At 71.7% G+C, this 26,354-nt stretch carries 20 protein-coding genes; 15 read left to right on the forward strand and 5 right to left on the reverse strand.

Going from position 1 to position 26,354, the window contains the following annotated elements; genetic code table 11:
• Positions 1 to 24 precede the first annotated feature (24 nt).
• Both ACFRCR_RS04530 and ACFRCR_RS04535 read right to left on the reverse strand, forming a co-directional pair.
• The gene (locus ACFRCR_RS04530) at positions 25 to 786 is read right to left on the reverse strand and encodes an MIP/aquaporin family protein (RefSeq protein WP_377675830.1); all 762 of its coding nucleotides are present in this window, start codon (positions 784 to 786) and stop codon (positions 25 to 27) included.
• Positions 787 to 1,007: 221 nt separating this feature from the next.
• On the reverse strand, positions 1,008 to 2,756 hold the full coding sequence (locus tag ACFRCR_RS04535) for an FAD-dependent oxidoreductase (RefSeq protein WP_377675831.1): 1,749 nt from the start codon (positions 2,754 to 2,756) through the stop codon (positions 1,008 to 1,010).
• 252 nt (positions 2,757 to 3,008) lie between these two features.
• Here ACFRCR_RS04535 and ACFRCR_RS04540 point away from each other — a divergent pair, with 252 nt between their 5' ends.
• Both ACFRCR_RS04540 and ACFRCR_RS04545 read left to right on the forward strand, forming a co-directional pair.
• The gene (locus ACFRCR_RS04540; RefSeq protein ID WP_377675832.1) at positions 3,009 to 4,013 is read left to right on the forward strand and encodes a sugar-binding transcriptional regulator; all 1,005 of its coding nucleotides are present in this window, start codon (positions 3,009 to 3,011) and stop codon (positions 4,011 to 4,013) included.
• Positions 4,014 to 4,050: 37 nt separating this feature from the next.
• Positions 4,051 to 4,578 (forward strand): amino-acid N-acetyltransferase, encoded by a 528-nt coding sequence (locus tag ACFRCR_RS04545; RefSeq protein WP_191796670.1) that lies wholly within the window; start codon positions 4,051 to 4,053, stop codon positions 4,576 to 4,578.
• A gap of 11 nt (positions 4,579 to 4,589) precedes the next feature.
• Here the strand turns inward: ACFRCR_RS04545 and ACFRCR_RS04550 are convergent, their stop codons facing one another.
• Positions 4,590 to 5,573: an A/G-specific adenine glycosylase gene (locus tag ACFRCR_RS04550; protein ID WP_377675833.1), complete on the reverse strand. Its 984-nt coding sequence runs from the start codon at positions 5,571 to 5,573 to the stop codon at positions 4,590 to 4,592.
• 157 nt (positions 5,574 to 5,730) lie between these two features.
• On the opposite strand from ACFRCR_RS04550, the gene ACFRCR_RS04555 reads away from it, so the two are divergent.
• Positions 5,731 to 6,564: a hypothetical protein gene (locus ACFRCR_RS04555; protein ID WP_377675834.1), complete on the forward strand. Its 834-nt coding sequence runs from the start codon at positions 5,731 to 5,733 to the stop codon at positions 6,562 to 6,564.
• Between the two features lie 39 nt (positions 6,565 to 6,603).
• On the opposite strand, the gene disA is transcribed toward ACFRCR_RS04555, so the two are convergent.
• Together disA and radA are read right to left on the reverse strand one after the other, a co-directional pair.
• The gene (gene disA / locus ACFRCR_RS04560; protein WP_191796702.1) at positions 6,604 to 7,659 is read right to left on the reverse strand and encodes a DNA integrity scanning diadenylate cyclase DisA; all 1,056 of its coding nucleotides are present in this window, start codon (positions 7,657 to 7,659) and stop codon (positions 6,604 to 6,606) included.
• A gap of 116 nt (positions 7,660 to 7,775) precedes the next feature.
• Positions 7,776 to 9,260, reverse strand: a complete 1,485-nt coding sequence (gene radA / locus ACFRCR_RS04565) for a DNA repair protein RadA (protein ID WP_377675835.1) — start codon at positions 9,258 to 9,260, stop codon at positions 7,776 to 7,778.
• 162 nt (positions 9,261 to 9,422) lie between these two features.
• Here radA and ACFRCR_RS04570 point away from each other — a divergent pair, with 162 nt between their 5' ends.
• The 12 genes from ACFRCR_RS04570 (at position 9,423) to ACFRCR_RS04625 (ending at position 26,285) form a co-directional block, all read left to right on the forward strand.
• Positions 9,423 to 9,953 carry a potassium channel family protein gene (locus ACFRCR_RS04570; protein WP_377675836.1) on the forward strand — a complete coding sequence of 177 codons (531 nt, stop codon included), beginning with the start codon at positions 9,423 to 9,425 and terminating at the stop codon, positions 9,951 to 9,953.
• Positions 9,954 to 10,040: 87 nt separating this feature from the next.
• Complete coding sequence (locus tag ACFRCR_RS04575) at positions 10,041 to 10,739, forward strand: hypothetical protein (RefSeq protein WP_377675838.1); 699 nt, start codon at positions 10,041 to 10,043, stop codon at positions 10,737 to 10,739.
• A gap of 112 nt (positions 10,740 to 10,851) precedes the next feature.
• On the forward strand, positions 10,852 to 11,709 hold the full coding sequence (gene proC / locus ACFRCR_RS04580) for a pyrroline-5-carboxylate reductase (RefSeq protein ID WP_377675840.1): 858 nt from the start codon (positions 10,852 to 10,854) through the stop codon (positions 11,707 to 11,709).
• A gap of 32 nt (positions 11,710 to 11,741) precedes the next feature.
• Entirely contained in the window at positions 11,742 to 12,791 is a 1,050-nt protein-coding gene (locus ACFRCR_RS04585) for a LacI family DNA-binding transcriptional regulator (protein WP_377675851.1), read from the forward strand.
• A gap of 150 nt (positions 12,792 to 12,941) precedes the next feature.
• Entirely contained in the window at positions 12,942 to 14,696 is a 1,755-nt protein-coding gene (gene araB / locus ACFRCR_RS04590; protein ID WP_377675841.1) for a ribulokinase, read from the forward strand.
• Positions 14,693 to 15,406, forward strand: a complete 714-nt coding sequence (locus ACFRCR_RS04595) for an L-ribulose-5-phosphate 4-epimerase (protein WP_377675843.1) — start codon at positions 14,693 to 14,695, stop codon at positions 15,404 to 15,406. The genes araB and ACFRCR_RS04595 overlap by 4 nt, the downstream gene beginning before the upstream one ends.
• Positions 15,407 to 15,472: 66 nt before the next feature.
• On the forward strand, positions 15,473 to 16,981 hold the full coding sequence (araA, locus tag ACFRCR_RS04600) for an L-arabinose isomerase (RefSeq protein ID WP_377675844.1): 1,509 nt from the start codon (positions 15,473 to 15,475) through the stop codon (positions 16,979 to 16,981).
• A gap of 205 nt (positions 16,982 to 17,186) precedes the next feature.
• Positions 17,187 to 18,176: an ABC transporter substrate-binding protein gene (locus ACFRCR_RS04605; RefSeq protein WP_191791700.1), complete on the forward strand. Its 990-nt coding sequence runs from the start codon at positions 17,187 to 17,189 to the stop codon at positions 18,174 to 18,176.
• 145 nt (positions 18,177 to 18,321) lie between these two features.
• The gene (locus ACFRCR_RS04610) at positions 18,322 to 19,860 is read left to right on the forward strand and encodes a sugar ABC transporter ATP-binding protein (protein WP_377675846.1); all 1,539 of its coding nucleotides are present in this window, start codon (positions 18,322 to 18,324) and stop codon (positions 19,858 to 19,860) included.
• The gene (locus ACFRCR_RS04615) at positions 19,857 to 20,996 is read left to right on the forward strand and encodes an ABC transporter permease (RefSeq protein WP_377675847.1); all 1,140 of its coding nucleotides are present in this window, start codon (positions 19,857 to 19,859) and stop codon (positions 20,994 to 20,996) included. Before ACFRCR_RS04610 ends, ACFRCR_RS04615 begins: the two co-directional genes overlap by 4 nt.
• Entirely contained in the window at positions 20,993 to 22,102 is a 1,110-nt protein-coding gene (locus ACFRCR_RS04620) for a sugar ABC transporter permease YjfF (RefSeq protein ID WP_377675848.1), read from the forward strand. Before ACFRCR_RS04615 ends, ACFRCR_RS04620 begins: the two co-directional genes overlap by 4 nt.
• A 262-nt stretch (positions 22,103 to 22,364) precedes the next feature.
• Positions 22,365 to 26,285 carry an alpha-L-arabinofuranosidase C-terminal domain-containing protein gene (locus ACFRCR_RS04625; RefSeq protein ID WP_377675849.1) on the forward strand — a complete coding sequence of 1,307 codons (3,921 nt, stop codon included), beginning with the start codon at positions 22,365 to 22,367 and terminating at the stop codon, positions 26,283 to 26,285.
• The last annotated feature ends 69 nt before the right edge of the window (positions 26,286 to 26,354 follow it).

The following is a 26,354-nucleotide window of genomic DNA, read 5'->3' on the forward strand; positions in this document are numbered from 1 at the left end:
GGTCACGCGGGGAGGAGCAGGGGATCAGCCCCAGGCTGCCCCGAGGAGGCCGGCGAGGACACCACCGACGAGCGGACCCGCGACGGGGACCCACGAGTAGGCCCAGTCGCTCGATCCCTTGCCCTTGATGGGCAGCAGGGCGTGGGCGATGCGCGGACCGAGGTCACGAGCAGGGTTGATGGCGTACCCGGTAGGACCACCGAGGGACGCGCCGATACCGACGACGACGAGCGCGACGGCGAGCGGGCCGAGCCCGGACGGGGTGTTGCCCGACGCGACGACGAAGAACACGAGCACGAACGTCGCGATGACCTCGGTGATGAAGTTCCAGCCGTACGAGCGGAGCTCGGGGCCGGTCGAGAACACGGCGAGCTTGGTGGCGGCGGGCGCCTCCTCGTCGAAGTGCTTCTTGTAGGCGATGAACGCGAGCACGGCACCGAGGATCGCACCGATCATCTGCGCGCCGAAGTAGATGAACATGTTGCTCACGGTCGGCTCGATCGTCGCGGTGACCATGCCCTCGGGCCCGGTGACCGAGTAGAAGGGGCGGTCCGCGGTGAACAGTCCGATGGTCACGGCCGGGTTGAGGTGCGCCCCGGACTTGTACGCGACGTAGACGCCGGTGAAGACGGCGAGGCCCCATCCGAAGTTGATGAGGAGCCAGCCGCCGTTGAAGCCCTTGGTCTTGGGGAGGATCACGTTGGCTACGACGCCGGCACCCAGCAGGATCAGGGTCGCGGTGCCGAGTATCTCGGACCAGAAGGCGTTGAGGAGGAGTGTGTCCATCAGATTCTCTCTTTCTTGGTGGACTTCGTTGTCGCAACCACCCCGCCGCATCCGTGCGTCGGGGCCCCGGCGTGCGTCGCGGTGCGCGCATCCGTGAGGTTGAGGGGTGCCGGTCCGGCTCCGCCTCGCGCGAGTCGAGGCGGGCCGGGAGCCGGGCTATGAAGTTGTTCTCGGGGGAGCCGGCGTGGCTCCCGGTGGGCCGGGTGGGTGAGTCGGTCTCGTCAGGATCCGGAGAGGGGCTTGAGCGGGGCGACGTCGTCGGCGGCGAGGCGCGTGCGCTCGGCCGTGGCGTCGTCGGGCTCCTGCTCCGCGGCCTCCTCGGCCGCGGCGCGCGCGGTGTAGGAGGCAATCTCCTCGGCCTTGCGCTGGTCGTCCCAACCGAGGAGCGGCGCCGCGATGTCGGCGATCTCCGGGAGGGCGCCGAGCCCGCGGTCGAGCACCTCGTAGTTGAGACGGGTGCGGTGCAGCAGCAGGTCCTCGAGGTGCAGGGCGCCCTCGTGGGTCACGCCGTAGCTGATCTCGGCCCGCAGGTAGGCGGGAGCGTGCTCGAGCGGCCGCGCGAGCGTGGGGTCGGCCTCGCACAGGGCGACGATGTCGCGCAGGTTGGAGCCGTAGCGGTGCAGCAGGTGGTCGACCATCTGCGGCGTCCACCCGAACTTCGAGGCCCACGGGCGGGCCTGGCGGCGGACCGCGTCGAGACCGACCGCACCGACCAGGGGGATCTTGTCCGTGATCGAGGGCAGCGCTGCGGAGCGCTGCCCGATCGCGAAGTCGACGGCGTCCTTGGCCATGACGCGGTAGGTGGTGAGCTTGCCGCCCGCGATGACCGTGAGGCCGGGGGTCGGGGAGGCCGTGGTGTGCTCGCGCGAGACCTTGGCCGAGCTCGTGCCCTCCTTGGTCCCGGGCTGGAGCAACGGGCGCAGCCCCGCGTAGGTGCCGATGATGTCGTCGCGCGTCAGGGGCTGGGCGAGGACCGCGTTGGCGTGCTCGAGGATGTAGTCGATGTCGGCGGCCGTCGCGACGGGGTGCGTGAGCTCCTGCTCCCAGGGCGTGTCGGTCGTGCCGATGACCCAGTAGCGGGACCACGGGATGATGAACAGGACGGACTTCTCGGTCTGCAGGATCAGGCCGACCTGGCCCTTGATGCGCTCGCGCGGGACGACGATGTGGACACCCTTGGAGGCGAGGACGCGCAGGCCGCCCTCGGAGCCCGCGAGGGCCTCGGTGTCCTCGGTCCACACGCCTGTCGCGTTGATGACGGCACGGGCGCGGACCGTGATGCGCCGGCCCGTCTCGAGGTCGTCGAGGATCGCGCCGTTGACCGCACCGGTCGAGCCCTTGGTCAGCTCGACGACCTGGGTGCGGGAGGCGGCGTGGGCGCCGTAGGAGGTCGCGGTGCGGATGAGCGTCGAGACCAGGCGCGCGTCGTCGACCGAGGCGTCCCAGTACTGGACGGCGCCGATCGCCGCGTCGTGCGCGAGGTCGGGGAACTTGCGCTCCATCTGCTTGCGCGAGAGGTGACGGTGCAGCGGCAGGGCGCGCTTGCCGGGGGCCATGCTCGCGAGCGTGTCGTACAGCGCGATGCCGGCGCCGACGTAGGCACGCTCCCACACGCGGTGCTCGAGGGGGTAGAGGAAGGGGACCGGGCGCACGAGGTGCGGGGCGAGGTCCTTGATGAGGAGGTCGCGCTCGGTCAGGGCCTCGTGCACGAGGTGGAAGTCGAGCATCTGGAGGTAGCGCAGACCACCGTGGACCAGCTTGCTCGAGCGGCTCGACGTGCCGGACGCCCAGTCCTGGCCCTCGACGATCGCGGTCGAGAGCCCACGGGTCACGGCGTCGAGGGCGATGCCGGCTCCGGTCACGCCGCCGCCGATCACGAGGACGTCGAGCTCCTGGTCCGCGCTCGTGCTCGCCTCGAGCGCGCTGAGCGCCCGCTGGCGAGACTCTGCGGTGAGTCTGCTGGAAGTCATCCGATGGCCTTCTCTCGTCGTCGATCTGGTGCGTCACCGGCGGGGTCCCGTGAAGGATTCCCTCCTGTGACGTTCCCACGGCTCCGCGTCCCGCGCTAGCGGTACGAGGCGGGACCCAGGAGGGCACCGTGCCGCGGCACAGCGCTGTCGGAACGGCGCTGCACGTATTAACGTCAACATGTCAGGAACGAACGCGCAAGCGCAGTGCACAAACGTGCAGAATGAGCACCACCAGCGGCAGGAGACCAGCAGATGGCCGATCGGGAGCAGGACGTCCTCCGGGCGGCCTCGATGTACTACCTCCAGGACATGAAGATGGAGGCGATCGCCAAGCACCTGCGCACCTCGCGCTCGACCGTCTCGCGCTTGGTCAAGAGAGCCCGTGAGACGGGTCTGGTGGAGATCACGCTGCGGCCCACGCAGAGCCGGGCCCCCGGCCTCGGGGCGCACATCTCCGCCACCTACGGCATCGACGCCTACGTCGTCCCTGTCCCGGACTCGACGCAGCAGGTCGACCGGCTCGACCAGGTCGCCCTCACGACGGCCCGCCTGCTCGGGTCGTGGTTCGACTCCGACATGATCCTCGGCATCGCGTGGGGCACCACGCTCGCGGCGATCTCGCGACACCTGAGCCGCAAGCCCACGCGGGGCTCCGCCGTCGTGCAGCTCAACGGGGCGGCCAACACCCGCACCTCCGGGGTGCACTACGCGGGCGACCTCATCGCGGGGTTCGGCGAGGCGTTCGATGCCCACGTGCACCATTTCCCAGTGCCCGCGTTCTTCGACTACGCCGAGACCAAGCAGGCGATGTGGCGCGAGCGGTCGGTCCGGCGCGTGCTCGACGTCCAGGGGCGGGCCGACGTCGCGCTGTTCTCGGTGGGTGCCGTCTCGGGCGGGGTGCCGAGCCACGTGTACTCGGCGGGCTACCTGGAGGCCGAGGACATCGCGGTCCTGGAGGCCGAGGGCGTGGTCGGCGACGTGTGCACGGTCTTCCTGCGGGCCGACGGCACCTACAAGGACATCGCGCTCAACGAGCGGGCCACGGGTCCTGGGCCCGACGAGCTCAGGCGTATCCCGCAGCGCATCTGCGCGGTCGCGGGGGACAACAAGGTCGCCCCGCTGCGGGCCGCGCTACGGGCCGGCGTCGTCACGCACCTCGTCGTGGACGAGATCACGGCCTCGCACCTGATCGAGCAGGAGACGGGGCGCATCGCGGTCGCCAGGACGCGGCTCGAAGGTATGCAGTCGGGTGCATGAGTACGCAGCAAGCGTCGAGTGGGCGTAGATTGTCGGCGTGACGAGCAGCCCCACGCCCACCCTGACGCTCCGCCCTGCCCTCCCGGCGGACGTGCGCGCGATCCGATCCCTCGTCGAGCCCTACGCCGAGGAGCGCATCCTCCTCGCCAAGGAGATGGTCGGCTACTACGAGGCCGTGCAGGAGTTCGTGGTCGCCGACGTCGGGGGACCGGGAGCCCCGCAGGTCGTCGGGTGCGGTGCGCTGCACGTCATGTGGGACGACCTGGCCGAGATCCGCACGCTCGCGGTGGACCGTGCATGGCTCGGCACCGGCGTGGGTCACCGCCTCGTGGTCGAGCTCCTGGAGCGAGCCCGCGCCCTGGGCCTGGAGCGGGTCTTCTGCCTGACGTTCGAGGTCGACTTCTTCCGCGCGCACGGGTTCGAGGCGATCGAGGGCACCCCCGTGTCGCCCGACGTGTACGCCGAGCTCCTGCGCTCGCACGACGACGGCGTGGCCGAGTTCCTCGACCTCGCCCGGGTCAAGCCCAACACCCTCGGCAACACCCGGATGCTGATCACCCTCTGAGCGCCCGCGCCTCACGCCGGGAGCCGGTAGACCTCACCGTCCTGCTCGAGCAGACCGTCCTCGACCAGGCTCGCGACGCACCGCCCGAGCTGGGCCGCGTCGGGCCACAGTCCCGCGACCACGTCGCGGTGCACGGGACCGTCCGCACCGCCCAGCGCGGCCATGACCCGGCCCCGCGCCTGCCGGTCCGTGCCCTCCCAGGCCTGGGTCCGGCGTCGGGCACCGTGCTCGTCCGGCGGGCTGCCCGCGGCGCGCCACGCGCACAGGTCCGCGACGGGGCACGCCTCGCAGCGCGGCGAGCGAGCCGTGCACACCAGCGCCCCCAGCTCCATCGAGGCGGCGGCCCACAGCGCGGCCTCGGCGTCCTCGGCAGGTGCGACCTGCGTCGCGAGCCGGCGCTCGGCCGCGGTGTACGACGGAGCGGGCAGCGCCGTCCCCGACACCGCGCGTGCCAGGACCCGCCGCACGTTGGTGTCGACGACGACCGCGCGCCGCCCGTGCGCGAACGCCGTGACCGCCGCGGCCGTGTACTCACCGACGCCCGGCAGCGCGAGCAGCGCGTCGGTGTCGAGCGGCACCCGCCCCGCGTGGCGCTCGACGACCGCCCGCGCGCAGTCCTGCAGGCGCAGCGCGCGGCGCGGGTAGCCGAGGCGCCCCCACGCGCGCAGCACGTCGGCCGTCGACGCCGCCGCGAGGTCCGCGGGCTCGGGCCAGCGCTCCGTCCAGGCACGCCACGCGGGCTCGACCCGCACCACGGGCGTCTGCTGCAGCATGACCTCGCTGACCAGGACGCCCCAGGGGGAGCAGTCGTCGCGACGCCACGGCAGGTCGCGCGCGTTCGCGGCGAACCACTGCCCGACGGCGTCGCGCAGCTCTGCGTGCGGGTCCGGGACGGGGAGGGTCGTCAGTGGCGCGCGAAGGTCTGTCGTACGGGGGCCGGTCGTGCGAGGGCGGGTCGTCGGACCGGCGGCGGACGTGGCGGGGGAAGGCGACATGGTCCGACCATTCTCGCCGACGTGGCCGCCCGGATCGGCACCCGGGGCCGGGGATGCGGCCCGCTGCGGTGTGGCAGTGCGAGAACCGTCGCCACGGCGACGTACCGTTGGCCCCAGCGCAGGAAGGGCCAGCGCCGACCGTCGAACGGAGCCGTACGTGAGCACGCCGCAGGGCACCCGGCCACCCACCGGGGCGACACCGGTCCAGGGACGATCCTCGGACGGGTCCGGCGCCGCGTCGTCGGGCAGGCCGACGTCCAGGACCTTGCGGCTCCGCCGGGTCGTGGCTCTCGTCCTGCTCGCGGTCATCGTCGTCGGCGTCGTGATGCTGGTCAGGGCCGCGATCGCGTTCGGGGCGGGCCTGCTCGCCGACGAGCCGCAGGGCAAGGTGGCCCCGCCCGAGCCCCAGGAGGTCGCGGCGACCGGGTACAAGGCCTGCCAGGCCAAGGACGTGACGCTCTGGCTCGCGGCATCGAAGACCGAGTACGCGGTCGGGGAGAAGCCCACCTTCACCACGACGCTCACGCACGTGGGACCCAGGCCGTGCCTGATCGACGCCTCGACCGCCGTCCAGGAGATCACGATCACGTCGGGCACCGACCGCATCTGGTCGTCGGCCGACTGCCCGGCGGCGTCGAAGGACCTGCTCATGGCGCCGGGCGACGTGTGGACCGAGACGGTCACGTGGAACAGGGACCGCTCCGCCCCCGAGTGCGCGACCGGGCTGCCCGGTACGCAGCCGGGGAGCTACAGCGTCGTCGCGGCGTCGAACGAGGCCGCGGGGATGACGAGCCCCGCCGTGCCGTTCACGCTCGTGGCCCCTGCCCCCCCGCCCGAGGCGCCACCCGCGACCGAGGCGCCCGCTGAGGGCGAGCCGCCGGCGGACGGGACCGAGGTGCCCGCAGAGGGCGCGGAGCCTCCCGCGGACGGGGCGACCGCGCCCGAGGATGAGGCCAAGGCCCCCGAGGACGACGCGCCGCCGCAGGGCTGACGGGCCGCTCTCGGACTGACGGGCTGCTGCCGGGAAGGGCTAGACGTATCGCTCGAGGATGCTCGACTCGGCGAGACGTGACAGGCCCTCACGGACCGCGCGAGCCCGCTGCTCGCCGACGCCGTCCACGGCCATGAGATCGTCGATGCTCGCGGCCAGGAGCTTCTGCAGCCCGCCGAAGTGCGAGACCAGGCGGTCGATGATCGCGCCGGGCAGGCGGGGGACCTTCGACAGGAGCCGGTACCCGTGGGGAGCGACCGCGGCGTCGAGCGCCTCGCCGCCTCCCGGGAGGTCGAGGACCCGCCCGATGAGCGTGAGGTCGAGGAGCTGGGTCGAGTCGAGCGCGCCGAGCGCGTTCTTGACGTCCGCGAGGGAGCGGTCCTTGCGCCCGAGCTCGACGTAGTCCCGGATGACGGACTCGCGGTCCGAGCCGATCCCGCCGATGAGCTCGTCGAGCTGGAGGGCGAGCAGGCGACCGTCGGTGCCGAGCTCGACCACGTAGCCCGCGATCTCCTCGGAGATGCGGCCCACCATCTCGAGGCGCTGCACCACGGCGCACACGTCCCGGACGGTGACGAGGTCCTCGATCTCCAGGGCCGAGAGCGTGCCGCTGACCTCGTCCAGGCGGGCGCGGTAGCGCTCGAGCGTCGCGAGGGCCTGGTTGGCGCGCGACAGGATGGTGTCCGAGTCCTCCAGGACGTAGCGCTGGCCACCCACGTACAGGGCGACGATCCGCATGGACTGGCTCACCGAGATCACAGGGAAGCCGCACTGCTTGGCGACGCGCTCGGCCGTGCGGTGACGCGTGCCGGACTCGGTCGTCTCGATCGTCGCGTCCGGCAGGAGCTGGACGGCGGCGCGCAGGATGCGGTTGGCGTCCCGGTCGAGGACCACGGCGCCGTCCATCTTGGAGAGCTCGCGCAGGCGGGTCGCGGAGAAACCGACGTCCAGGACGAAACCGCCCGAGCACATGGTCTCGACGACCTTGTCCAGGCCGAGGACGATCAGTGCGCCCGTCCGGCCGCGCAGGATGCGCTCGAGGCCGTCGCGGAGCTCGGTGCCCGGAGCCACTGCTGCGAGGGTCTCCCGGAGCATGTCGTCAGGGTGCACGGGGGAGTTGGCCACGTGGGCATCCTACGCTGCCGGGCCGTCCCAGGGGCGAGAAGACACCGTTCCTGGGACGACGAAAGGTCACGATGGCGCAACGGTTCTCACGCGTCGAAGCGCGTGCGCTCCTGCTGCGGCGGGAGGTGGCCGCCACGGGCGAGCTCGACGGCCTCGCCGAGGTGCTGCGCGGGCAGCACGGTCATACCCGCCGGGGGCTTGGGCGAGGAGCCGCGAGGCACCACGGCTCGCGTGAAGCCCAGACGTGCGGCCTCGCCCAGGCGCCGGTCCAGGCCCGAGACGGGGCGGATGTCGCCCGCGAGCCCGACCTCGCCGATCGCGATGGTCCCGGGTGGCATCACCTGGTCCTCGCGGGCCGAGAAGGTCGCGAGCGCGATCGCGAGGTCCGCGGCGGGCTCGGTCACGCGGGCGCCGCCGATCGTCGAGACGTACACGTCCTGGTCGACGAGCCGGACCCCGGCGTGCCGGTGCATCACGGCGAGGATCATCGCGAGCCGGCTCGAGTCGACGCCGCTCGTGGTGCGCCGCGGGTTGGCCAGCGAGCTGGGGACCACGAGCGACTGGATCTCGAGCGCGAGCGGGCGACGTCCCTCGAGGGTCACGGTGATGAACGTGCCGGGCGCACCGGCGCCCGCGTGCGACATGAACAGCCCGCTGGGGTCCGCGAGGCCGACGATCCCGGTCTCCGACAGGTCGAAGCAGCCGACCTCGTCGGTCGGGCCGTAGCGGTTCTTGATCGCCCGTACGAGGCGCAGGCGCGAGTGCCGGTCGCCCTCGAACTGGCACACGACGTCCACGAGGTGCTCGAGCGTGCGCGGCCCGGCCACCGACCCGTCCTTGGTCACGTGCCCCACCAGGATGACGGGCAGGTCCCGCTCCTTGGCCGCGGCGATGAGCGCTGCGGCGACCTCGCGGACCTGGCTCACGCCTCCCGGCGAGCCGTCGACCTGGGCCGAGGCGATCGTCTGGACCGAGTCGACGACGAGCAGCGCCGGGTCGGTGGCCTCGATGTGCCCGAGCACGGTCGCGAGGTCCGTCTCGGCGGCGAGCAGCAGCCCCGGGGCCAGGGCCCCGACCCGCTCGGCACGCAGCCTGACCTGCCCGGCCGACTCCTCGCCCGTGACGTACAGGACGGTGCGCGGCCCGGGCGCCGGACCCGTGGCGTCGCCGGGCGACGCGGCCTTGTCGCTCACGCCCGCCGCGACGTTGCTCGCGACCTTGAGCAGCAGCGTCGACTTGCCGACGCCCGGCTCGCCCGCGAGCAGCACCACGGCTCCGGGGACGAGGCCGCCGCCCAGCACGCGGTCGAACTCGGCGACGCCCGTGGGCGTGGCGCGCGCGGTCTCGACGTCGATCTCCCCGATGGGACGCGCCGGGTTGCGGGTCGGGGCGACGGCTGCCGTGCGCGGCCCGGCGCTCGCGGCCGCCTCCTCGGTGACGGTGCCCCACTCCTGGCACTCGCCGCAGCGACCCACCCACTTCGCGGTGGTCCAGCCGCACTCGCTGCAGCGGTAGGCGGGCTTGGCCGGGCGCTTGCTCGTGGCGCGCGAGGCGGAGGTCGATGTGGTCACGCGGTCACGCTAGCCGTCGGTACCCACACGTCCGCCCCCACCCGTACCCCTCGGCCCAGGGCCGTGCCGGCGCATGCCGGCGTGTGCCGGCGCGTGCGGGCGCATGCGGGCGCATGCGGGCGCCCCGATGGCGCACGGGCGTGGTCGTGCCCATCATGAACCATGCGCAGGCTCCGGAAGGACAGCCCGTGGTGGACCGTCCTCACCACGCTCGGCTCGCTCGCTGCGTGCCTGCTCCTCTACTACGGAGTGCCGCTCGGTGACGCCGACCGTGAGTGGGTGCAGATCCTGCTGTTCGCGGTCGGCTTCGTGGGGCTGTGCTACCTCATCAGGTTCCAGGTGCGCCGTCAGCTGCGCGCGGGGCGGGAGCCGAGCGTGCGGGTCCAGTCCGTCGTCGGGCTGCTCTCTCCCGTCATCATCTTCTTCTCGATCGCCTACTACCTCCTGGCCATCAACAGCGACGCCGAGTTCGTGGGGATCGAGACCCGGACGGACGCGCTGTACTTCACGGTCGTCACGCTCGGGACGGTCGGTTACGGCGACGTCCACCCCGTGGGTCAGGCGGCGCGCGTCATCACGATGGTCCAGATCCTGTTCGACCTGGCCGTGATCGGCGTGCTGGTCGCCGTCGCGACGCAGCGGCTGAAGGAGCGCGCGGAGCTGCACCACCCGCACGGGCCCGAGGGGAATTGACCCGGACGGGTCTGCGCGGCCTCCGTGGTCCGGGCGTGCGCGCGCACTAGTCTGGCGCGGTCACAGCGTCGCCACGAGGAGAGTGTCATGAGCCAGCAGACGGGACGCCCGCGTCAGTCGTCCCCGGCAGGCCCGGGGTTGCGGGACAGCCGTCACCACCGGGCTCCCTCGTCGTCCGTCTATGCCCGACGGCGCCTCGTCGCCCTGGTCGTGCTGCTCGCCCTCGTGGGCGGGGTCGTCGCCTTCCTCGCGCTCGTCTGGCCGGGGTTCGCCTCCGGAGGTGGGGCCGAGACGCCCGACGAGGTCACCGTCACCGCGCCGCCCGCGACGCCGACGATCGCACCGGTCGAGCGGAGCGCGACGACCGAGCTCGCCAAGGCGATGCCCGCGAGCGTCCTGCAGTTCGCGCTCCGTGCCGAGGCCCCGACCGAGGCCTTCGCCGACGCGGGCGCGATCGAGGGCCACGAGCTGACCTACGCGGACGCCGAGGGCGACGGGGCGACCAGCGTCACCGTGCTCGCGGGCCAGTGGGGCACCGACGACGAGGCGAAGGCCGCCTACGACGATCTGCTCGCAGCGGCCGTCGAGGCCGGGGGCGCGGCCACGTCGACGGGGGACGTCGAGGTCGACGGCGAGCCCGCCGGGGCCTTCGCCGTCACACCGGTCGCCCCGGTCGACGGAGCGGCGGCGTCGGCGACCGTCACGTGGCGCAACGGCACGGTCGTGCTGCAGGCGACGGGGCCCGTCGACGAGATCGAGACGTTCTACACCGCGTTCCCCCTCTAGTCTGCGACGAGGCGCACCGGGCGGACGGTGGCCTCCGGTGCTCGTCGTCGGGCTCGCCCCGCGGGCCGGCAGCGACCGACCGGGACGCACGACCAGGAAGCAGGAGACGACCATGTCGACGACGACCCACCGGGCCGAGCCCTCAGGCCCCACCCCGCGACTCGCGGTCCTCGGGACGGGGGTGATGGGGGAGACCGTCCTCGCCGGCGCGCTGCGCGCGGGGTGGCCCGCGTCGGAGGTCGTCGCGACCGTGCGACGCCCCGAGCGTGGCGAGGAGCTGCGCGAGCGCCACGGCGTGACCACGACGACCGACAACGGCGAGGCGGTGCGGGGCGCCGGGCTGGTCGTGGTCGCGGTCAAGCCCAAGGACGTGGCCGCGCTGCTCGCGCAGGTCTCGGAGCACCTGGGCGAGGGGGCGGTCGTGGTGAGCGTCGTCGTCGGGCTGACGACGCGCTTCTACGAGGACCGGCTTCCTGCCGGGACGTCGGTCGTGCGCGTCATGCCCAACACGCCGTCCGTGATCGGCGCCGGGGTCAGCGCGGTCAGCGGCGGCTCGGCGGCGAGCGACGACGACGTCACGCTCGTCGAGCGGCTCCTCGGGCAGACCGGCCTCGTGGTGCGGGTCGCGGAGAAGGACCAGGACGCGGTCGGTGCGCTGTCGGGCTCGGGCCCCGCCTACGTCTTCTACGTCGTCGACGCGCTCGCCGAGGCCGGCGTGCTGCTCGGCCTGACCCGTGCCGTGGCGCGCGAGCTCGCCACGGCGACCGTGCTGGGCTCGGCCCGGATGCTCGACGAGACGGGGGAGCACCCCGTGATCCTGCGCGAGAAGGTCTCCTCGCCCGGCGGGACCACGGTCGCGGCCCTGCGCGCGCTCGACGAGGGCGGCGTCCGGGCCGCGTTCCTGTCCGCGCTCGAGGCCGCCCGTGACCGGTCGCAGGAGCTGGCGGCCGCCCTCGAGGAACGGTCGTGACCGGGGAGCCGGGGCGGGCTCGTCCCCCGGCGATGTCCGACGTCGCGGAGCTCGCGGGCGTCTCGCACCAGACGGTGTCACGGGTCCTCAACGACCACCCGAGCGTGCGACCGCAGACGCGCGAGCGGGTCATGGAGGCGATCGCGACGCTCGGGTACCGGCGCAACAGCGCGGCCCGTGCGCTGGTCACGGCCCGTTCGGGGACGATCGGCGTCGTGACGACTGGCTCGGCGCTGTACGGGCCGACGAGCACGCTCATCGCGGTCGAGGGGGCGGCACGCGAGGAGGGCTACTTCGTGTCGGTGGCGACGATCCGCAGCTATGACGCCGCGACCATGCACACGGTCCTCGAGCACTTCATGGCGCAGGGCGTCGAGGGGATCGTGGTCATCGCGCCCCAGACGGACGTGGCTGCCGCGGTGGACTCGTTCCGCGCGCCGGTGCCGGTCATCCTCATCGCGGCGCGCGAGCCCGGAGAGGTGTCGACCGTCGAGGAGCGGGTCGGTGCGGCGAGCATCCTGCCCATCGCGGTGGACCAGCGCCTCGGGGCGCGACTGGCCACCGAGCACCTGCTGGACCTGGGGCACCGGACGGTCGTGCACCTCAGCGGCCCGCTCGACTGGTTCGACGCGCGGGAGCGGGCCACGGGCTGGAACGACGCCCTCGCCGCGCGGGCGGTCCCGGAGCAGCAGCGGGAGATGATCCGGTGCACGTGGTCGTCGGACGCGGGGTACGAGGTCGGGCGGGACCTGGCCGGGCGTGTCCTGGCCGGGGACGGGCCGACCGCGGTCTTCGCGGGGAACGACCACCTGGCCCTCGGTGTCCTGCAGGCGTTCTGGGAGGCGGGGGTCGTGGTCCCGCGCGACGTGTCGGTCGTGGGGTTCGACGACGTCGAGGGGGCGGCGCACTTCATCCCGCCGCTCACGACGGTCCGCCAGCCCTTCGCCGAGCTGGGGCGCCGGTGCATGGCGCTGCTGCTCGACGCCTTCGCGGGCGTGACGCCCGAGTCGACGCAGATCCCCCCGATCCTCGTGGTGCGGTCGAGCTCGGGGCCCGCCCCGGCCGGGGCAGCCTCTGCATAACGGTCCGGTCTCGGACCAGGCAGATGCTTGACACGTCTAGATGTGAGCGCTAACAATGATCTCGTTCGACACGGAAGTTAGCGCTCACATCCTTGCGAGGTCGCAAGGGAGAACGACTGGAGAGACACACCAATGGCGGTGGAGCAGGCAGTGCAGCCCCCCTCGTACGTGATCGGCGTCGACTACGGGACGCTCTCGGGACGAGCGGTCGTGGTGCGTGTGAGCGACGGGGCCGAGATGGGCAGCGGGGTGCACGAGTACTCCCACGCCGTCATGGACACCGCGCTCGTCGCGGGACCCTACGAGGGCACCGCCGGCCTGCCCCTCCCGCCCGAGTGGGCCCTGCAGGTGCCCTCCGACTACGTCGACGTCCTGCGCACCGCCGTCCCGGCCGCGCTCGTCGCGGCAGGGGTCGACCCTGCCGACGTGATCGGCATCGCGACCGACTTCACGGCCTGCACCATGGTCCCCACGACCGCCGACGGGACCCCGCTGTGCGAGCTCGAGCGGTTCGCGGGCCGTCCCCACGCCTACGTCAAGCTGTGGAAGCACCACGCGGCCCAGGCGCAGGCCGACCGCATCAACGCCCTGGCGCACGAGCGCGGCGAGCAGTGGGTCTCACGCTACGGCGGCCTGATCTCGTCGGAGTGGGAGTTCGCCAAGGGGCTCCAGCTCCTCGAGGAGGACCCCGAGGTCTACGCCGCGACCGACCACTGGGTCGAGGCCGCCGACTGGATCGTGTGGCAGCTCGGCGGCGTCTACGTGCGCAACGCGTGCACCGCGGGCTACAAGGGCATCTACCAGGACGGCCGCTACCCCTCGACCGAGTTCCTCGAGGCGCTCAACCCCGAGTTCGCGGGCTTCGTGGCCGACAAGCTCGAGCACACGATCGGTCGGCTCGGCGAGGTCGCGGGCACGCTCACGGCCAAGGCGGCGGCCTGGACCGGGCTGCCCGAGGGCATCGCGGTCGCGGTCGGCAACGTGGACGCGCACGTGACGGCTCCGGCCGCCCGGGCCGTCGAGCCCGGGCAGATGACCGCGATCATGGGCACGTCCACGTGCCACGTCATGAACGGCGAGGAGCTGCGCGAGGTGCCCGGCATGTGCGGGGTCGTCGACGGCGGGATCGTCTCGGGCCTGTGGGGCTACGAGGCGGGGCAGAGCGGCGTCGGGGACATCTTCGGCTGGTTCGTCGACACCGCGGTCCCCGGCTCGTACGCACAGGCGGCGGCCGACCGTGACCAGTCGGTGCACGAGTACCTCACGGACCTCGCGGCCGGCCAGGAGATCGGCGAGCACGGCCTCGTCGCCCTCGACTGGCACTCGGGCAACCGTTCGGTCCTGGTCGACCACGAGCTGTCGGGCCTGCTCGTCGGGCAGACGCTCGCGACCCGACCTGAGGACACCTACCGCGCGCTCCTGGAGGCCACGGCGTTCGGGACCCGGACCATCGTCGAGGAGTTCCAGCGCGCGGGCGTCCCGGTCGTCGAGCTGGTCGTCGCGGGCGGGCTGCTCAAGAACCGCCTGCTCATGCAGATCTACGCGGACGTGACGCGACTGCCGCTCAGCACGATCGACTCCGAGCAGGGGCCGGCGCTCGGGTCGGCGATCCACGCGGCCGTCGCCGCGGGCGCCTATCCCGACGTGCGCGCCGCCGCCCAGGTCATGGGGCGGCGCACGGTCGCGGCCTACCTCCCGATCGAGGCCAACGCGGTGCGCTACGACGAGCTGTTCGCGCTCTACTCCGCGCTGCACGACCACTTCGGGCGGCTCGAGACCCCCGGCGCCGACCCGGTCATGCACCGCCTCAAGGCGATCCGCCGCGAGGCGCGCTCGCTGCGTGCGGGCGTGGCGCCGTCGGGTACCGGCGCGCAGGGCGTCGCTCTCGAGGGGGTGCCCGCATGAGCACCACCACGAGCCCGACGGCGGAGCTCGCCCCCGCGGTCCGCGCGGCGGTCGAGGCCTCGCGCGAGCGGGTCGCGTCCCTGCATCGCGAGCTGACCCGCTACGAGCTCGTCGTCTGGACCGCGGGGAACGTCTCCGAGCGCGTCGAGGGCGCCGACCTGTTCGTCATCAAGCCGTCGGGCGTCGCGTACGACGACCTGACCCCCGGGTCGATGGTCGTGTGCGACCTCGACGGGAACCTGGTCGAGGGGACGCGCGCACCGTCGTCGGACACTGCGGCGCACGCGTACGTCTACCGGCACATGTCGCACGTCGGGGGGGTCGTGCACACGCACTCGACGTACGCGACCGCCTGGGCCGCGCGCGCCGAGCCCGTGCCGTGCGTCCTGACGATGATGGCCGACGAGTTCGGCGGCGAGATCCCCGTAGGACCCTTCGCGCTGATCGGCGACGACTCGATCGGCAAGGGCATCGTCGACACGCTCCGCACCTCGCGGAGCCCTGCCGTCCTGATGCGCAACCACGGCCCCTTCACGATCGGCAAGGACGCGCGCGGCGCGGTCAAGGCTGCGGTGATGTGCGAGGAGGTCGCGCGGACCGTGCACGTCGCACGCCAGCTCGGCGAGCCGCTGCCCATCGCGCAGGGCGACGTCGACTCGCTCTACGACCGCTACCAGAACGTGTACGGCCAGGCGCCCGCGGGCGGTTGACCCGCGGGCCCCGCCCACCCCACGACCAGAACCACCGCGTGCTATTTCAGTGAGGAAACGACGCACATGAAGAACCCCTTCGACACCAGGGAGATCTGGTTCCTGACCGGGAGCCAGGACCTCTACGGCGAGGAGACCCTCCGCCAGGTCGCCGCGCAGTCCCAGGAGATCGCCGCGGCGATCGACGCCTCGAGCGACGTCCCGGTACGTATCGTCTGGAAGCCCGTGCTCAAGGACTCGGACGCGATCCGGCGGGCCGCGCTCGACGCGAACGCGGACGACGCGTGCGTGGGGCTCGTCGTGTGGATGCACACGTTCTCCCCGGCGAAGATGTGGATCCGCGGGCTCGAGGCCCTCGACACCCCGCTGCTCCACCTGCACACGCAGGCCAACGTCGAGCTGCCCTGGTCCGAGATCGACATGGACTTCATGAACCTCAACCAGGCCGCCCACGGCGACCGCGAGTTCGGGTACATCCAGTCGCGGCTCGGGGTCTCGCGCAAGACCGTGGTGGGTCACGTGAGCAACCCGGACGTCACCGCGAGGATCGGGACCTGGGCGCGCGCCGCGACGGCCTGGGCCGAGGTGGGCTCGCTGCGGCTCGCCCGGTTCGGCGACAACATGCGCGGCGTGGCCGTGACCGAGGGCGACAAGACCGAGGCCGAGGTCCGGTTCGGCGTCTCCGTCAACACGTGGGGCGTCAACGACCTCGTCGAGCGGGTCGACGCGGTCGACGAGAGCGACGTCGACATCCTCGTCAAGGAGTACGTCGGGGCGTACGACGTGGCTCCCGGGCTGCTCCCCGGTGCCGAGAGGCACGCGTCGCTGCGCTACGGGGCGCGCATCGAGCTGGGTCTGCGGTCCTTCCTCGAGGAGGGCGGGTTCGGAGCCTTCACGACGAACTTCGAGGACCTGGGCGGGCTCCGCCAGCTCCCGGGGCTCGCCGTCCAGCGCCTCATGGCCGACGGCTACGGGTTCGGCGCGGAGGGGGACTGGAAGACCGCGCTGCTCGTTCGCGCCGCGAAGGTCATGGGTCACGGGCTGCCCGGCGGCGCCTCGCTCATGGAGGACTACACCTACGACATGGTGCCCGGTGCCGAGCGGATCCTCGGGGCGCACATGCTCGAGGTCTGCCCGAGCCTCACGACGGCGCGGCCCCGCCTCGAGGTGCACGCGCTGGGGATCGGGGGCCGCGAGGACCCGGTGCGGCTCGTGTTCGACACCGACGCGGGTCCCGCGCTCGTCGTCGCCCTGAGCGACATGCGCGAGCGGTTCCGCCTCGTGGCCAACGTGGTCGAGGTCGTGGCGCCGGAGCACGACCTGCCCAGGCTGCCCGTGGCGCGGGCCCTGTGGGAGCCCGCACCGAGCTTCGCGGTCTCGGCCGAGGCGTGGCTCACCGCGGGGGGCGCGCACCACACCGTCATGACCACGGCGCTGGGGCTCGAGGCCTTCGAGGACTTCGCCCAGATCGCCGGCACGGAGCTCGCCGTGATCGACGAGTCCACGACCACCCGGTCCTTCGCGCGAGAGCTGCGATGGAACCAGGCGTACTACCGGCTCGCGCAGGGCTTCTGAGGACGGACCTGCTCGTAGACCGGACGCAGTGCGGGAGGACCCGGGCGATGGGGAACACTTACCGCCTGGTAGCCCCGGTAGGCCGAGCGCTCGTGTGAGCGCTCACCACGCACGACCGACCATCCCATCGACTGACAGGGCCCAGGCCCGCAAGAACCGTTCGACGCCCACGGCGGGCGCAGCGGGACATCTCAAGGAGGAGATCATGTTCAACAAGACCACGGCACGCGTGCGGTTCACCGGGATCCTCGCTGGCGCAGCGGTCCTCGCGCTCGCGGCCTGCAGCGGCGGCAGCACCGACTCGGCCGACGGCACCGCCGGTGCGGGCGGAGGCGGCGAGAACATCCGCGTCGGCTTCTCCCAGCTCGGCGCGGAGAGCGGTTGGCGCACCGCCAACACCGAGTCGGTCAAGGCCAACCTCACGGCCGAGAACGGCATCGACCTGACGTTCGTCGACGCGCAGCAGAAGCAGGAGAACCAGATCAAGGCCCTGCGCGACTTCATCGACCAGGACGTCGACGTCATCGCGTTCTCCCCCGTCATCGAGACCGGATGGGACGAGGTGCTCCAGGAGATCAAGGACGCCGAGATCCCCGTCGTCCTCGTGGACCGCACGGTCGACACCACGGTCGAGGACCCGTTCGTCACCTGGATCGGCGCCGACTTCACGGCCGAGGGCGTCACCGCGGGCGAGTGGGTCGCGGAGAACGCTCCCGACGCCAAGGTCTTCGAGCTCCAGGGCACCATGGGCTCGGGCGCCCAGACCAACCGTCAGGAGGGCTTCCGCTCGGTCGTCGAGGACCAGATCGTCGGCGAGGCGACCGGCAACTTCACGCGCGCCGAGGGCAAGGCGGCCACCGAGGCAGCGCTCCAGGCCTACCCCGACATGAACCTCATCTTCGCCCACAACGACGACATGGGCCTCGGCGCCATCGAGGCCATCGAGGCAGCGGGCAAGGTCCCGGGCAAGGACATCCAGATCGTCACGGTCGACGGGGTCAAGGACGGCCTGACCGCGCTCCTCGACGGCAAGTTCAACTTCGTGGTCGAGTGCAACCCGGCCTTCGGCGACCAGCTCCTCGAGCTCATCAAGCAGGTCGCGGCCGGCGAGGACGTCGAGAAGGAGACCATCGTGGTCGACCAGGCGTTCGACCAGACGATCACGCAGGACGTCATCGACGCCCGCTCGTTCTGACGCGCAGCACCTGACGGCCCGCCCGGTCGCCGCCCTCCTCGGTGCGGCGACCGGGGTGGGCGCACACACCGCGCGGCAGGGACGAGCCCTCGTCCCTGCCGGCCGGTGCCTGAGCTCCAGCCCCTTCCCCAGGACGGAAGAACACATGTCAACGACGACCGCCGCGCACGCGGCGCCCGTGGTGGAGATGACCGGGATCACCATCGAGTTCCCGGGCGTCAAGGCTCTCGACGGCGTCGACCTCACCCTCCGCCCCGGCGAGGTCCACGCCCTCATGGGTGAGAACGGCGCCGGCAAGTCCACCCTCATCAAGGCCCTCACAGGGGTCTACCAGATCGACGCGGGCCGCATCGTGGTCGCGGGTGCCGAGCACCGGTTCACGCGGACCCGGGACTCCCAGGACGCGGGCATCAGCACCGTGTACCAGGAGGTCAACCTCTGCTCGAACCTCTCGGTCGCCGAGAACATCATGCTCGGGCACGAGATCCGGTTCGGTCCCTTCATCAACTGGCCCGCGACGCGCCGCAAGGCCCGCGAGCACCTCGCCCTCCTCAACCTGGACATCGATCCCTCGTCTGCCCTGTCCTCCCACTCGATCGCCGTGCAGCAGCTCTGCGCGATCGCGAGGGCCATGGTCGTCGACGCGAAGGTCCTGATCCTCGACGAGCCCACCTCGAGCCTCGACAAGGCCGAGGTCGCCGAGCTCTTCGACGTGATCCGCTCGCTGCGGGACAAGGGGGTAGCGATCCTCTTCGTGTCGCACTTCCTCGACCAGATCTACGAGATCACCGACCGCCTGACGATCCTGCGCAACGGACGCCTCATCTCCGAGCACCTCACGAAGGAGCTTCCGCGCATGGAGCTCATCTCCGCGATGATCGGCAGGTCCGGGGAGGCCCTGGCCGACGTCGAGGAGCGTGCGCACCGCGTCGCCTCCGAGCACGACGAGGAGCCTCTGCTCCGGGCCGTCGCGCTGGGCCGCGACGGCTCGGTCGAACCGTTCGACCTCGACGTGCACGCGGGCGAGATCGTCGGCGTCGCGGGCCTGCTCGGCTCGGGCCGCACCGAGGTCGCCCGCCTGCTCTACGGCGCCGACAGGGCGGGCAGCGGAAAGCTGACCTTCGACGGCGTGACGCGTGGCGCGGCCCCCCTGACCTCGATCAAGCGAGGCGTCGCGTTCTCCTCGGAGGACCGCAAGAAGGAGGGCATCATCGGGGACCTCACGGTCCGCGAGAACATCGCCCTCGCGATGCAGGCGAGCCGCGGCCCGTGGCGACCCATCCCGGCCAAGGAGCTGGACGCGGTCGTCGACCGCTACATGAAGGCGCTCAACGTCTACCCGGCGAACCCCAGCATGCTCATCAAGAACCTGTCGGGCGGCAACCAGCAGAAGGTCCTCCTGGCCCGCTGGCTCGCGACCGCACCGCGCCTCATCATCCTCGACGAGCCCACGCGCGGCATCGACGTGGGTGCCAAGGCCGAGATCCAGCGGCTCGTCGCCGAGCTGGCCGGCGACGGGATGGGCGTGGTCTTCATCTCGTCCGAGCTCGACGAGGTGCTGCGCCTGAGCCAGCGCGTCGTCGTCATGCGTGACCGCCAGAAGATCGGCGAGATCACCAACGGCCCGGACGTCACGTCCACCACGATCCTCGAGACGATCGCAGCGAGCGGGAGCGCATCATGAGCACGACCACCACGACTCCGACGACGCCGTCGGCATCGCCGCCGGTGTCCGGCGGTCCCGCACCGCGGGGCGCCCAGGGCGCGCTGCGCCGGGTGACGCACCACCACCTGTTCTGGCCTGTCGTCGCGCTCGTCGTCATGCTCCTCGCCTGCGGCCTGCGCAGCCCCGGCTTCCTCGACGTGACGATCATGGACGGCCACCTGTTCGGCCAGCTGATCGACATCATGCGCGCGAGCGCGACCCCGCTCCTGCTCGGCATCGGCATGTGCCTCGTGATCGCGACGGGCGGGATCGACCTCTCGGTGGGCGCCGTCATGGCGATCTCGCTCGCGGTGTCGCTGACCTACATCGACGCGAGCGGCACGGGCGGGACGGTCGGCACGGCCCTGACCGCGGTCGCGATCGGCCTCCTGGTCGCCGCGGTGATCGGTGCGTTCAACGGCTTCCTGGTCACGGTCCTGGGCATCCAGCCGTTCATCGCGACCATGATCCTCATGGTCGCGGGTCGCGGCATCGCGATGCTCATCACCAAGGGCCAGATCACCACGACCACGAGCCCACCCTTCAAGTCGATCGGATCGGGCTTCGTCCTGGGCATCCCGACCCCCGTGGTCATCGCCGCGGTCGTGTTCGCCCTGGTCGCGCTGCTGGTGCGTCGGACGGCCCTCGGCATGCTGGTCGAGTCGATCGGCATCAACCGCGAGGCCAGCCGCCTCGCGGGCGTCCAGTCGCGCAACATCACGTGGTTCGTCTACCTGCTGTGCGGCCTGCTGGCCGGGCTCGCGGGCATCGTCTACGGCGCCCCGACGATGGCGGCCGACGCCAACAACATCGGCCTCATGAAGGAGCTCGACGCGATCATGGTCGTCGTCCTGGGCGGCACCAAGCTCGACGGCGGCAAGTTCAGCCTCGCGGGCGTCGTCGTCGGGGCGCTGCTCCTGTCGACGCTCGAGCGGGCCGTGGTCATCTTCCACATCAGCTCGCAGATCACGCCGCTGTTCAAGGCGCTCGTGCTGATCGTCGTGTGCATCGCGGCGTCCGAGCGTCTGCGCTCGCTCCTCACGTCCCGACGACCGAAGCGACCGACGCCGAGCGCGGGCGCGGCGACGACGAGTGCGAAGGGGGCAGCAGCATGAGCACCGTCCAGACGGCGCCGCGGGCGTCGAAGAACCCCCAGCAGGGCAAGGGGCCGCGTGGAGGCCACGACACGGGCTTCGTCGCCCGCCTCATGACCAACCCCGTGGTCCGCCGGCTCTCGGACCGCCGGCTCCTGCCCGTCACGGGCACGCTCGTGGCACTCGCCGTCATCCTGGTCGTGGGCCAGGTCCGTTACAGCACGGACCGTCGCGACTTCCTGAGCATGCGGCTCTTCTCCAACCTGCTGGTCGACAACTCGTACCTGATCGTCCTGGCGATCGGCATGACGTTCGTGATCATCACGGGTGGGATCGACCTGTCGGTCGGTGCCGTGGTCGCCCTCGTGGGCCTGGTCGTGGCCAAGCTCCTGATCGTGGGGGCTCCGCTCCCCGTGGTCCTGATCCTGGGCGTGCTGATCGGTACGACGTTCGGCCTGCTGATCGGCGTGATGGTCCAGTACTTCGACATACAACCCTTCATCGCCTCGCTCGCCGCGATGTTCCTCGCGCGCGGCCTGGCCAACGTCGTGAGCGTCCAGTCGCTCGCGATCAAGGACGAGGGCTTCGCGGCTCTGGCCTCGTGGAAGATCAAGTTCGGAGAGGGGCGCGAGGCCTGGAGCATCAACCTGAGCATGGTCGTCGCGTTCGTGGTCCTGCTGATCGCGATCTACCTGCTGCACTACACGCGCTTCGGCCGCACGGTCTACGGGCTGGGCACGGGCGACAACGGCACGGCCGTGAACCTCATGGGTCTCAGGGGCAGCTCGACCAAGGTGTGGGTCTACGTGATCAGCGGCACGTGCGCCGGGATCGCGGGCATCCTGTTCGCCCTCTACACCAAGTCGGGCTTCAACCTCACGGGCATCGGCATGGAGCTCGACGCGATCGCGGCGGTCGTGATCGGTGGCGCGCTCCTGACGGGCGGCGGCGGGTTCGTCCTGGGGTCGGTCGCGGGCGTGCTGGTCTACGGGCTGATCCAGGTGCTCATCGCCCGCGAGGGCCTGGACTCCTGGTGGACCAAGGTCTTCATCGGCGTGGTCCTGCTCGCGTTCGTCCTGCTGCAGCGGGCCATGACGTTCCGTCAGGGACGAGGGGCCGCCACCTAGCACCCACCCAGCACCACCGCCTCGCGCGGGCCGGCCATGGAGCCGGGCCCGTGCGAGGCGTCACAGCGCGGACCGTCGAGGGTGACGGGCCGAGAAGGACCCGGAGGCCACCCCCTCCCGGTCGAGCAGGTCCCGGCTGGTACCCGGGACGGGCTCGGACGACCGGGAGGGCGTGGCTGCCGGGCGCACCCCGTACAGCAATGGAGCGCACGGGATACACCCGGCATCGCTCCCTTCCTCGTCGCAGCAAGGTTGGAGCAACGTGATCATCTCTGATTCCCCTGCCCGCAGCACAACCCGTGGCAGGACGTCCCGTCCGTCGCGCAGCAGGACGGCACGGCCCTGGGCGGCCTCCGTCGCGGTCCTCGCGCTGGGGGCGACGACCGCCCTCGCGGTCACCCCGTCGGCCTTCGCGGTCGCCGACCCGGTCCTGCCGGCCGGGGCCTGGGTCGACCAGTTCGACGCGGCCGAGCTCGGCTCGGCGTGGGACGTCGTCAACCCGGTACCGTCGGCGTGGTCGCTCGCGACGACGCCCGGGTCGCTGACCCTGACGTCCCAGCCGGGCGACACCTACCAGGAGGCGAACACCGCGAAGAACGTCTTCATGGTGGACGTCCCCGTGGGCGACTTCACGGTCGTGACCAAGGTGTCGGCCCCGGTCGGCAAGGTCTACCAGGGCGCGGGCCTCATCGCGTGGAAGGACATGGACAACTACGTCCGCGCAGGTCTGACGTACGTGGGCAGCCTGTCACCCTCGGCGCGCGCGATCGAGCTCGACAACGAGACGGGCGGGAGGTTCACGGCCGCGTCGTTCACCGACCGTGCGGGCTCGACGGGCGAGACGCTGCGCATGCAGCGCACCGGTGACACGCTCGCGGTGTCCTACTGGGACGCCACGGCGGGGGACTGGAAGCCCGGGGGCTCGACGACCGTCACGTTCGACGTCACGCAGGTCGGCCTCTACGCCCTCGCGGCGCAGGACGGCTCGACGCACACCGCGACGTTCGACTACGTCGCGGTCGACGCGGCCGAGGGCCAGGACGTCGTCCCGACGGGCACGTTCTCGCTCGACGGCCCGGCCGACCACAAGCACCTCGTCCTGACGGACACGGGTCTGTCGTTCGTCGCGCAGCGCCCGGCGTCGCCGCTGGGCCTGGTGGCCACGGCGGTCGCCGGCGGGCCCGACGGCGCCGCGACGCTCGCGCAGGCGGGCACCGGTCTGCCGGTGGTCGTCGCGAGCGACGGGCGCCTCACGCTCGGGGCCGCGGACGCGGCCCCGGCCCAGGTCCGGCTGACCGACGTGGGCGGCGGCAGGCTCGCGCTGCGCGTGCCGGGTGCCGCTGCCGGGGAGTTCGCGGGAGTGCGCGCCGCGGACGGAGCCCTGGTGCTCGGCGCCGAGGACGCGGCCGTCAGGCTCACGCTCACCGCGCTGTCGTCGGCCGAGCACACGCTCGCGATCGACGCCGCGGGCGAGACCGTCGAGATGAGCGACGACCTGTACGGCATCTTCTACGAGGACATCAACTACGCCGCGGACGGCGGGCTGTACGCCGAGCTCGTGCGCAACCGCTCGTTCGAGTTCAACTCGTCGGACAACTCGTCCTTCACGGGGCTCACGGCCTGGGAGCGGGTCGACCGCAACGGCGCCACCGCGACCACGACGGTGGTGACCGACGCGCAGCGCCTCAACGACAGCAACCGCTACTACCTCAAGCTCGACGCGACGGCGGCCGGCGCGGGCCTGCGCAACGCGGGCTTCAACACGGGCCTCTTCCTCGACAAGGGCCAGAAGTACGACTTCTCGGTGTGGGCGCGCTCCGCCGTCGGGCAGGACCTGACCGTGCAGGTGGAGAACGCCGCGGCGGGGACCACCTACGCGACCGGGAAGGTGACCGTCGACGGCACCGACACCTGGAAGAAGTACTCGGTGACCCTCACGGCGACCGGGACCACCTCGGCCGGGCGCCTCGCGGTCCTCGCGGGTGCCGCCGGCACCGTGCGCCTCGACATGGTCTCGCTCATGCCGCAGGACACCTGGGTCGGGCCGGTCAACGGCAAGACCCACCTGCGCAAGGACCTCGCCGAGAAGATCGACGCCATGAACCCGCAGTTCCTGCGGTTCCCGGGCGGCTGCGTGACCAACGCGGGCACGTTCGACACCTACCTCGAGAGCAACGGCACCGACCGTCGGCGCACGTACCAGTGGAAGGAGACCGTCGGGCCGGTCGAGGAACGGGCCACGAACTGGAACTTCTGGGGCTACAACCAGTCGTACGGGATCGGGTACTACGAGTACTTCACGTTCGCCGAGGACCTCGGCGCGACGCCCCTGCCCGTCCTGTCCGTCGGCGCCAACGGCTGCGGCAGCACCATCCCCGAGATGAAGGACGACGTCCGGATCCAGCGCTGGGTCCAGGACACGCTCGACCTCGTCGAGTTCGCCAACGGCGACGTCACGACCGAGTGGGGCGCTGTGCGCGCAGAGCTCGGCCACCCCGAGCCGTTCGGCCTGAAGTACCTGGGCCTCGGCAACGAGGAGAACACCAAGACGTTCGAGGCGAACTTCCCGACGTTCAAGGACGCCGTGCGCGCCGCGTACCCCGACGTCCAGATCATCTCGAACTCGGGGCCGGACGACACGGGCCAGCGGTTCGACGAGCTCTGGGAGTTCAACCGTGCGCAGGAGGTGGACCTGGTCGACGAGCACTACTACAACGACCCGAGCTGGTTCCTCGAGAACTCGGACCGCTACGACGACTACGACCGCGAGGGCCCGCACGTGTTCCTCGGCGAGTACGCGTCGCGCGGCAACACGTTCTTCAACGCGCTGTCCGAGGCCGCCTTCATGACAGGTCTCGAGCGCAACTCCGACGTCGTCGAGCTCGCGTCGTACGCGCCGCTGCTCTCCAACGAGTCGTACGTGCAGTGGTCGCCCGACGCGATCTGGTTCGACAACGACGAGTCGTGGGGCACGCCGAACTACTACGTCCAGGAGCTGTTCGCGAACAACGTGGGTGACGTGGTCGTCCCGTCGGTGCACGGTGCCGACGCCTCCGCCGAGCCTGCGCTGGACGGCGGCGTCTTCCTGTCCACGTGGTCGACCAGCGCGTCGTACGACAACGTCGTGGTCACCGACAACACGAGCGGCGACGTCCTGTTCCAGGACGGGTTCGACGACGCCACCCAGTGGTCTCCCGTGACCGGGACGTGGGCCGCGCAGGACGGCGTCTACACGCAGTCCTCGACGTCCGTGACCGACGCGCGCTCGATCGTCACGGGTGCGTACGCCAAGGACTGGAAGAACTACACGCTCGAGCTCGACGCCCGCAAGATCGCCGGGTCCGAGGGCTTCCTGGTGGGCTTCGCCGCGGGCGGCCCGAACGACTACTACTGGTGGAACATCGGCGGCTGGAACAACACGCGCTCGGTCCTCCAGCGGGCCGACGGCGGCAGCGCCGCCGAGGTCGCCGCGGTCGAGAACACGAGCGTCGAGACGGGCCAGGGCTACAAGGTCAAGGTCGTGGTTCAGGGGAGCACCATCGAGCTCTACCTGGACGGCCGGCTCCAGATCTCGTACGAGCAGCCCGCCGCGAAGTCGCTCTACCAGGTCGTCACGCGCGACGAGGAGTCCGGCGACCTCGTGGTCAAGGTCGTCAACCCGACCGCGACCGCGGCGGACACGGCCGTGACGGTCGCGGGCCAGGAGATCGCCGCCCGGGCCACCGTCACCGAGATGGTCGGCGCGCCCACGGACACCAACACGAAGGCGAACCCGCGGGCGATCGTGCCCGTCGAGCGGACCTGGGACGGGGCGTCCAACGCGTTCGACTACACGTTCCCGGCCTACTCGGTCACGTTCCTGCGCCTGCAGGCTGCGGGGACCGAGGCAGAGCCCGTGGACCTCGCGGTCACGGCCAAGGCGCAGTGCGTCGCGGGCCGCGCGAACGTCTCGGTGCGCGCGGTCAACGGTGAGGACGAGGCCGTGACCGTGGCGCTCACGACGCCGTTCGGGACCAAGACGTTCGCGTCGGTCGCACCCGGCAAGAGCGCGTCGCAGTCGTTCAGCTCGCGCGCGGTGGCGGTCCCTGCGGGGTCCGCGACGGTCGTCGGGACGATCGGCACAGGACCCGGTGCCCGCTCGACGACGTTCGACGTCGAGTACCCGGCCACGACCTGCGGCTGACGGCCCGCACGACCAGCAGCACCTTCACGACAACCACGACCCAGCAGGCGGGGACCGCCGGACCACCAC

The organism is Oerskovia sp. NPDC056781, assembly GCF_042789955.1.
Lineage (GTDB): Bacteria > Actinomycetota > Actinomycetes > Actinomycetales > Cellulomonadaceae > Oerskovia > Oerskovia rustica.

Coding starts and splice junctions, on each gene's coding strand:
- ACFRCR_RS04610 (WP_377675846.1), top strand. CDS start 18,322: ATGTCAACGACGACCGCCGCGCACGCGGCGCCCGTGGTGGAGATGACC.
- ACFRCR_RS04585 (WP_377675851.1), top strand. CDS start 11,742: ATGTCCGACGTCGCGGAGCTCGCGGGCGTCTCGCACCAGACGGTGTCA.
- ACFRCR_RS04540 (WP_377675832.1), top strand. CDS start 3,009: ATGGCCGATCGGGAGCAGGACGTCCTCCGGGCGGCCTCGATGTACTAC.
- ACFRCR_RS04575 (WP_377675838.1), top strand. CDS start 10,041: ATGAGCCAGCAGACGGGACGCCCGCGTCAGTCGTCCCCGGCAGGCCCG.
- ACFRCR_RS04535 (WP_377675831.1), bottom strand. CDS start 2,756: ATGACTTCCAGCAGACTCACCGCAGAGTCTCGCCAGCGGGCGCTCAGC.
- disA (WP_191796702.1), bottom strand. CDS start 7,659: ATGCTCCGGGAGACCCTCGCAGCAGTGGCTCCGGGCACCGAGCTCCGC.
- ACFRCR_RS04570 (WP_377675836.1), top strand. CDS start 9,423: ATGCGCAGGCTCCGGAAGGACAGCCCGTGGTGGACCGTCCTCACCACG.
- ACFRCR_RS04620 (WP_377675848.1), top strand. CDS start 20,993: ATGAGCACCGTCCAGACGGCGCCGCGGGCGTCGAAGAACCCCCAGCAG.
- ACFRCR_RS04530 (WP_377675830.1), bottom strand. CDS start 786: ATGGACACACTCCTCCTCAACGCCTTCTGGTCCGAGATACTCGGCACC.
- ACFRCR_RS04615 (WP_377675847.1), top strand. CDS start 19,857: ATGAGCACGACCACCACGACTCCGACGACGCCGTCGGCATCGCCGCCG.
- ACFRCR_RS04550 (WP_377675833.1), bottom strand. CDS start 5,573: ATGTCGCCTTCCCCCGCCACGTCCGCCGCCGGTCCGACGACCCGCCCT.
- araA (WP_377675844.1), top strand. CDS start 15,473: ATGAAGAACCCCTTCGACACCAGGGAGATCTGGTTCCTGACCGGGAGC.
- ACFRCR_RS04605 (WP_191791700.1), top strand. CDS start 17,187: ATGTTCAACAAGACCACGGCACGCGTGCGGTTCACCGGGATCCTCGCT.
- proC (WP_377675840.1), top strand. CDS start 10,852: ATGTCGACGACGACCCACCGGGCCGAGCCCTCAGGCCCCACCCCGCGA.
- ACFRCR_RS04595 (WP_377675843.1), top strand. CDS start 14,693: ATGAGCACCACCACGAGCCCGACGGCGGAGCTCGCCCCCGCGGTCCGC.